This window comes from Peptococcaceae bacterium 1198_IL3148 (genome assembly GCA_036763105.1).
Taxonomy (GTDB): domain Bacteria; phylum Bacillota; class Desulfotomaculia; order Desulfotomaculales; family Desulfohalotomaculaceae; genus JBAIYS01.
The window spans coordinates 55,726-63,972 of record JBAIYS010000014.1 but is presented as its reverse complement, the minus strand read 5'-3'; the positions used below and the strand labels follow the sequence as shown (position 1 = coordinate 63,972).

At 44.3% G+C, this 8,247-nt stretch carries 8 protein-coding genes; all 8 read right to left on the bottom strand.

The window, feature by feature from the left end; translation table 11 throughout:
* On the bottom strand, positions 1-1,138 hold a 1,138-nt coding region (locus V6C27_12800; GenBank protein ID MEG6617284.1), incomplete at its 3' end, for a pyruvate formate lyase family protein.
* A 67-nt stretch (positions 1,139-1,205) separates the two neighbouring features.
* On the bottom strand, positions 1,206-2,699 hold the full coding sequence (locus V6C27_12795; protein MEG6617283.1) for an acetaldehyde dehydrogenase (acetylating): 1,494 nt from the start codon (positions 2,697-2,699) through the stop codon (positions 1,206-1,208).
* Positions 2,700-2,729: 30 nt separating this feature from the next.
* Complete coding sequence (locus tag V6C27_12790) at positions 2,730-3,020, bottom strand: BMC domain-containing protein (protein ID MEG6617282.1); 291 nt, start codon at positions 3,018-3,020, stop codon at positions 2,730-2,732.
* A 24-nt stretch (positions 3,021-3,044) separates the two neighbouring features.
* On the bottom strand, positions 3,045-3,344 hold the full coding sequence (locus tag V6C27_12785) for a BMC domain-containing protein (GenBank protein MEG6617281.1): 300 nt from the start codon (positions 3,342-3,344) through the stop codon (positions 3,045-3,047).
* Between the two features lie 85 nt (positions 3,345-3,429).
* Complete coding sequence (gene trxB / locus V6C27_12780; protein ID MEG6617280.1) at positions 3,430-4,644, bottom strand: thioredoxin-disulfide reductase; 1,215 nt, start codon at positions 4,642-4,644, stop codon at positions 3,430-3,432.
* A gap of 21 nt (positions 4,645-4,665) precedes the next feature.
* Positions 4,666-4,992, bottom strand: a complete 327-nt coding sequence (locus V6C27_12775; protein MEG6617279.1) for a thioredoxin family protein — start codon at positions 4,990-4,992, stop codon at positions 4,666-4,668.
* A gap of 26 nt (positions 4,993-5,018) precedes the next feature.
* A complete protein-coding gene (locus tag V6C27_12770) occupies positions 5,019-5,915 on the bottom strand; it encodes a DMT family transporter (GenBank protein MEG6617278.1) in 897 nt (298 codons plus the stop codon).
* A 79-nt stretch (positions 5,916-5,994) separates the two neighbouring features.
* Positions 5,995-8,043, bottom strand: a complete 2,049-nt coding sequence (locus V6C27_12765; protein ID MEG6617277.1) for an alkaline phosphatase family protein — start codon at positions 8,041-8,043, stop codon at positions 5,995-5,997.
* Positions 8,044-8,247 lie beyond the last annotated feature (204 nt).

Below are 8,247 nucleotides of genomic sequence, written 5' to 3'. Positions count from 1 at the left end.
ACATCACTTCGGAACATTTAATAATGAAACAACTCATCAGTTCAAAGGCTTCCAGTTTGTTGAGGCGGCCCGCTTCCATATCGGCTTTAAACATGGGATAAATGTATTGATCCAAGCGTCCCAAGGAGATACCGGTCTGGTTCTCTTCCACCACAAACAGCGATTCCAGTGTCCAAATGGACTGCAGGGCTTCATGGAAGGTCCGGGGTGGATTGGCCGGTACGTTGGTCAAAATATCGGAAATCTTATAAAGCTCCACCTTGCGGCCTGGGTCTTGCTCCCTGTCCGCCAGTTCCCTGGCATAATCGGAAAGCCGTTTGGCATATGCCAAAATACCATCACAGGTCTCAATTTCCGCTTTGTAGAAGTAAATCTTATCAATGTCCTCGGGATTCTCCATCGACAATTTATTCAGTTTATCGACAGCTTCCTGCCGCACACCGTTAATGCCTTTTTTGATCAGGATGATGTCATAGCCTGGGCAGGTGTCGCCGCCACCATTGATCTGGTGATAAGACAAATCACTGACAAAGGCTTCACCGGAGAATGACCATATGCCAGCTTCTTCATATTGTTTCTGACAAATTTCATCTACGCTCTTGCCTTCCCAGTAGGGGAATACTTCCTCCCGTAAAATCCGCTTGTCCTCTTCACTGATTTCAAAGGGGTCTTGGGGCCGGGTGGACATGGTATCCAGCTCATCCCGCACCCATCTCCAGGCAATATCTGGGGACACTGCCCCGGCCCTGGCTTTACCGCAGGGATGTCCCACAATTAGTTCATCCTTTTGAATCACTAGCGGAGCTGTCTCACAGGCCCTTCTAAAACACTTGGCCCGAAGAAGAATTTTGGGTAAACCCTCATTTTCTTTGGCCACCTGGGTGAAAGCTCTGGCCCGATAGGTGCTGACACTGGGTTTAACCTTTAAATAAGCTGCCCGCAGTCTTTCCAAGCGCGGTGTCAGTCCGGTGATTTCGCCTTCAAACCCAGCGGACTTTGTCTCATTGTGCGTTGCCGAAGGGTTTGCAGACAGTTCCTTGGAAATACCCTGGAACAATTTCATAATGGCAGCCTTTTCTTCCGGGGACAAATGCTTGGTTGCATCGGTAAATTTATTGGAAAACTCGTTAATGTCCAAATTTCTTTCCTCCTTCTTGCTAAAATAATCTCTGACAGTTAGTACCCCCCACTGGGTTGTCTGTGCACTACTTAATTTGTTTAAGTATTTTTTCCAGCATCTCTTTTAACTCATGGGAGTAATCAATGGCACTTTGGTTGGCGGAGCTACCGATTCCATTTGTTTCAGCCCAATTCCCCGCTTGCACACCATTGGTGATGTCTGCCAGATGTCGCACACCATAGCCCACTTTTCGGATATTCACCAAGTTCATTGGTGACACGTTATCAGAAGTGAACCCGCCGCCCGCGGTACCGCAGCCCAAGGTTAATGCAGGAAAGAGATTGGTTGTTGCTCCTATCCCTCCCAATGTGGCGGGAGTGTTCACCAGCACCCTTGATACTGGTTTCTTTAGGGCAAATTCACGAATTACATGTTCATTATTTGAGTGGATAACCAGCGTATGTCCCCGGCCCTCATTGATCAGCAACTCTATGCATTTTTCGCAGGCATTCATCCAATCCTTTTCGACAAAAAACGCCAAGACAGGACAAAGTTTTTCTCTGGAATAGGGATTGGTAGCGGACACATATTTTTGTTCTGAAATCAACACTTTGGTATCTGCCGGAACGTTGATGCCAATTCGCTGGGCCAACTCCACAGCGGATTTACCGACGATTTCCCAATTTAAACTGCCGTCGGGACGGAAAAATAACTTGCCCAGCTGTTCCGATTGCTGTTCGGACATGAAATATGCGCCACTATTTTTTAGTTCTTGCCTCACTTCGTCGGCAATACAGTCCTCCGCCACAATGGATTGTTCTGAAGCGGAAACAATTCCATTATCAAAGGTTCTGCTGACAATAATATCGGCCACCGCCTTTTTTATGTCGGCGGTACGTTCTATAAAGGCAGGGCCATTGCCCGGGCCACCGTAAATGGTGGGTTTTCCGGAGCTGTAGGCCTCTTTGATCAATTTGGGTACACCGGTAACGATAATCAGCGAAGTATCTCGATGATTCATTAATGCCACCGTACCGTTAGTGGCCAGCGTGCGCAAATAACCGATGGCACCACTGGGCAATCCGCTTTCTTCAGCAGCCCGAATCAGTATCTCTAGCACTTTGCCAATGGTTTTCTTTGCCTTAGGATGTGGAGAAAAAACGATAGCATTGCCAGATTTGATGGCAATTAAAGTTTTATATATGGTGGTGGATACAGGGTTGGTGGCCGGTGGCAATGCCACAATCACCCCGACGGGCACGCCAATATCTATGGTTTTGTTTTCTTTATCTTCACCAATAATGCCGACCACCTTGATATCCTTGATTTTCTGATAAAGAAAGTTACTGGCAAAAACATTTTTGACATACTTATCCTGCCATTTGCCAAATCCCGTTTCTTCACAGGACATGATGGCCAGCTCTTTGGCATATTTACAAGCCTCTTCAGCCATGTGTTGGACAATTCGATCTAGTTTTTCTTGGGGGAAAGTCGCCAATACTTTTTGGGCCTCACGGGCATTTTCCACAAGAATTCGCGCCTCTTGGACCGAGAGCAAATCATTGTCTATTGTGTACATATCCCAACTCCTCCCCCTTTCCACCGTTATTTACCAGTCAATGACGTGTTTGGCGATAATCTTTTCTACATCGGGATGTGGTCTGGCAATAACATTGGAGCTATAGACGTTGCCCACTTTGCTGGCGGCTTTGACACCAGCCTCCACAGCGGTTTTTACTGCTCCTACGTCACCGCGAACCACAACGGAAACCAAACCAGAAGCCACGTTTTCATAACCGACTAATTCTACATCTGCAGCCTTGCACATGGCATCCGCTGCTTCTAGCACCGAAACCAGGCTGTAAGTTTCTACGAATCCTAAAGCATCACTTTTCTTCACGTGGATTCACCTTCCAAAGCAATATCAGTCCGCATCTATGTCGTGTTTCGAAACAATCTTCCCTACCCGGCTGATGGGGCGCGGCATGACGTGATAGGCTGTCAATTCACCAATGGCTGCCGCTGCCGCTGCCCCTTGCTCAACAGCTGCCCTCACTGCGGCAACATCACCTTTAACCATAACGGTAACCAGTCCGGAACCCATATTTTCATAGGAAACCAGTACCACATCAGCAGCTTTGCACATGACATCCACCGCTTGAATTGCTGGAACCATGCCTCTTGTTTCAATCAGGCCCAATGCTTCTTCGCCAAAATATTCCATCGGACAACTCCTCTTTCTGCAGATTAGCTATTTAATCAAGAGTGAGAATGGAAGAATTAGCCCAAGAAAAGCTAGGTCATGCCAGTTAGCAAATTTGAGATTTTAGTTTTTCTTTATCTAAAACGCACTCTAACCGTTTGATTTCTTTTCCATGGTCTAATACCACAACTGACGGTGCTGTTTTGATATCGTACTTCACTGCCAGATTTTTCTTAGTTGCCAAATCAACTTTGACTATTTTATATTGATCGCCGATTTCGCTGTTCAATTCTTCTAACAGCGTGCTAAATTCTAAGCTTTCATTAACTAAGGCGTTGAAGAATAACAGCAGCACCTTTTTATCGCTTTGCAGCACTTCGGCATTAAAATTGTTAACTTCTTCAATGTACCGCTCAGCGGCCACCGCTGCGGTAGCTCCATCTCCGGCTGAAGAAACAACTTGTCTTAGGTATTTAACCCGGTTGTCACCAACGGCATATACCCCTTCAAGATTGGTTTCCATCAAATCATTAACCGGGATATAACCTCTTTTATCCATCTCTAGGCCGCTTTCTTTAAGGAAGCCGGTGGCTGGAACCATGCCAACGAAGAAGAATACCCCCTGGCACTTAAACTCTGTTGAATCACCAGATTTTAGATTTTTAATTTTTACCCCTTCGACGCTGTCTTCGCCCAGCACTTCCTCCACCGTTGAGTTCCAAATAAACTCCATCTTTTCGTTATTAAAGGCTCTTTCGGCACTGACTTTATTGCAATCGAGAATGCCTTCATCATGGAGAACAATTACCGTCACTTTGCGAGCAAACTTGGTAATGAACATGCCCTCTTCAATGGCTTGGTCGCCGCTGCCAACCACCACCACGTCTTCCCCTTCAAAGAATTCGGCATCGCAGGTGGCGCAGTAGGCCACACCATTACCCCGCAGTCTTTTTTCGCCAGGGATGTTCAGCAGTCGCGGTTGACTGCCACAGGCGACAATCACCGCTTTGGCGGTAAATTCTTGTCCTTTTTTAGTCTTAACTACTTTCTCCTCTTGAGCAAAATCAACGCTTACCACTTCGCCCTTTACAAATTCAACGCCAAAACTTAAGGCATGGTTGTGAAAATCCTTCATTAACTCTGGGCCACTGGTTTTAATGTAACCAGGGTAATTAACAATTTCCCGGGTGGTATCTACCAAACCGCCAATTGTCCCTTTGTTAATCACCAGGGTTTTAAGTTTAGCCCGTCCACCGTAGATAGCGGCAGAAAGCCCGGCAGGGCCGCCACCAATAATTATCAAATCATAAACATTAGCCATGTATTTTACACCCCTTTTGCATTATGCACCAAGAATTTCTGCGATCTTTTCTTCCACTTCGTCTTCCTCAACTTCACCTGCTAACTTTCCTTGGTACTGGCCGTCATTAAAAAAGACAATTTGCGGAACACCCTTTAATGAAAACCTTTGGTATAGGTTTTTATCTTCTTCAACATCAACATAATAGAAGCCAAACTTACCTTCATATTGCGGTTTCATTTCTTCTAACATTGGAACCACTTCTTTACATACGTGGCAGCTTTTTCTTGAAAAGATCACCAGACATGGTTCACAGTTGTCATAGATAATTTCCTCAAAACTGTCTGATTTTAATTGTTGTAAAGACATATGCTACACTCCTTAAATTCACTAAGTTATATATTGCCATGGGCAGTTTGTGCACTCCTCGGCGGTGAAGTATTTGGTGTTAATAGCAATGTGATCAGCATGCCAGTAATGATCAGGCAACTGCCAAACACTTCTTTTAAGCCCAGCGGGTCATGCAACAATAAAAAGCCAAATACTCCTGCAAACACCGGTTCTAAAACCAAAATCAAGGATGTGGTGGTTGCACTTATTTTGCTCTGAGCCCAATTCTGTACGGCGGTATTAACCGCTGTGCCAAAAAAGATGGTAAAAAGCAGTAATAGAATCAAATTGGTATCAAACACTTCAATTAAGAGCGGTGGTTCCAGCATTATTGCAAAAATCAGTGCTGTCACCGCCGTTACCGCAATTTGAATAATGGTCAGTAAAATGGGGTCACAGTCTTTGGCAAAGCGACTGATAAGAATGATGCTAGTGGCAAACATTACTGCGCTTACAAATATCATCAGATCGCCAAAGCCCATACTAAAGCTCCCATTTAAACTTAGCACCCCCAGGCCTATTGTGGCCAACAGCACTCCAATCAGTTCATTAACCCGGGGCAGACTTCTTCTGATAACACAAACCATAACTGGTACCATCACCACATACAGACCAGAAATAAATCCTGCTTTAGAAGCCGTTGTATAGTTTAAGCCCACTGTTTGCACGATGTAACCCACTGCAACTGCGGCGCCAATCAATAGCCCCGCTATCAATGTTGATTTGTCAAGTTTTTTGCAGCGTTTGTGAAAGATCAGCCCTAAAACTATGGCCGCCCCAATAAATCTAATGCTGGTGTAGTACAGGGGAGTGGTGCTTGCCAGTATTAGTTTTCCAGTTACAAAACTGGCCCCCCACAATATGGTAACTAATATCATTCCCATTTCTGCAGTTCGTTGCATCGTGCTCACTCCTTTAAAAGGCAGGTATCAGATAAAAAGCAGCTATCAGAGTGTTACCTGATAGCTGCGCTAAAATTTATCAAACTTCTTCAGAGAAAATCTGATAAATCGGAGCTCCTTCGCATTGCGCAGGGTAACGTAAACCTAGCAATACTGAAACTGAAGGTGCAACATCCACTTGTCTAATGATACGATCGGTTGTAAATCCAGACTTAATACCGGCACCAGCTGCTATAAATAGTGGTGAAACGGAGGTTTCAAAGTATCCTTCTGAAGTTGAAATACTATCACCATGTAGTCTGTTGTATCCTTCTTCAATGGAGAAGAAGATGTCACCACATTCTGGTCCATAGGCACCTAGTAATACAGCATCTTTGTTTCTGAGGGCGATGCCAACAACACGTTTACCAGTTCTCTCATCTCTGTAATTGTACAGGTCGGAAATGATTTGTTCTTCTAAATCGTACTTGTCTTTGGGATCTACAATCCCGTACTTGTCCCGGCCCTTGAGGTTGATATAAATGTAGTTACTGCGGATCTGCACTGCTCTGGTCTTTTCCCAGTCAACTTCTCTAATGGAATTGCCGTTTTCATCTTTTTTCATCACTGTATAGCCCAGCTCTTCCATAACCTTTGTATTTAGGCCACCGTATTCACCTAAAATAGGAGGTACGTTTTCCCCAACCATCAGTCCATGGTCACTTACAATTAATACAGTCCAGCCTTCATCTAACAAATGCAAGAATTCGCCGAGATAATCATCTGTTTGCTCATAGAATTTTTCAATAAATCCTTGATAGGTTTTTTCATCGGTATAGTTCCATGGCTCCAATGTCTTAGCTAAATGCCATAACTGGTGACCTGCACAGTCAATGTTGTGAAGGTGGGAGAATACCACTTCGTAACCTTTTTCTTTGATGCAATAATTTAAACAATCCGCTTGCCATTTGTTGTAGATAGCCCAAGAGGGTTCAAAGATTTCCCGCACCAGTTCGTCATCTTCCCCACCAATTAAACTAACCGGTGGAACATGACCAACATTTTCAACAATCTCTTGGTAGAGAGTTTTGGGATGCCATAGTTGGTCATTGGAGATATCCAGGGCATTACTAATCCAAACTCTAACATTATTGCCTGCTGGATCCAGTTCTAAGATCTTATAAGAACGGCATGCCGGTTTAGTAACATCTTTTTTAGTTACTTCATCGATAATGCCGGTTACCATTTTGCCTTTTTCTAACACCACAATGGGCTCTGCAGCTTTTTTGTTCTTGTAGATGGCCACCCGGTCGTACTCGCCAGCTTCATTTTTCAGAATCAATGCCGGACGTCTCATTACGCCGCCAGAGGTTAGAATGGTGAATTCTTTAGCACCCTCTGGAGCATTGGCCCAGCCTTTAGCTTCCTTCAGCGGAGAGTTAATGATGTCATAAGCCACTTTACTACCAATAACCACTTCGGTATCTTCATCATCCATCACATAGGTGCGAATCTCGCCACCTTCGCGAGCTTTATCGCCCCACCAAAGTTCCATCATTTCATCATCAACTTCATCGTCTAAGGTGTCTTCCAAGTCAGTGATGATGCAGCCAACACCTGCCGGTTTTTCCACCCTTGGTGCATAACGCACTTCTTCAATGTCAGGAGAAGCAACAATAATTTTTTCCCAGTCTAGCTGGGCCACACCCATATTGACTGAACCTGGTTGGGTACCGTCCACAACATTTAGGTTTTCGCTATTGGAGGTTGGAGGCCAAGAACTGCCAGGCCAGTGCCAAACCATTGTCTTTAGACCAGATTCAGCGGTGATGTTCCAAACTTGTTCTGCAGTACAGTTGCGAGAATCCATATTATAAACCACTGCGTCCAGACTTTCTGGTGATTGTCTCCAGTAGCAGGTAATGCCATGGGTACCTGGATAAGCACCGGTGGCAAGGGTTGTCCAACAAGGAGGAGTAATGGTTGGAATTGCTCCCAACATGTGTAAATCTTCCCGGGCTGCTCCGCGTTCGATGAATTTTTGTAGGTTAGGCATTTTCCCTTCTGCTAAAAATTTCTTACTAATTCTTGGGTCCATGCCGTCAACACCTAATACCAATAATTTATTGGTTAGTGCGGTTCTTTTCATATCATCTATCTCCTTTCTAATTTTTATTTAATTAATATACAGTTGATTTTTTAAATAAGTTAAGTCCTCTATAATTTTGTGAGGACCATCACAATGATTATGTGTTTAATTTATCATTTTTACTTTTCACTGAGAATCAGCAAAAACTGATAGGGGATATAGATAAACTTAGGGATGGGAGTAGATGTTTACCACTTAAAAAAA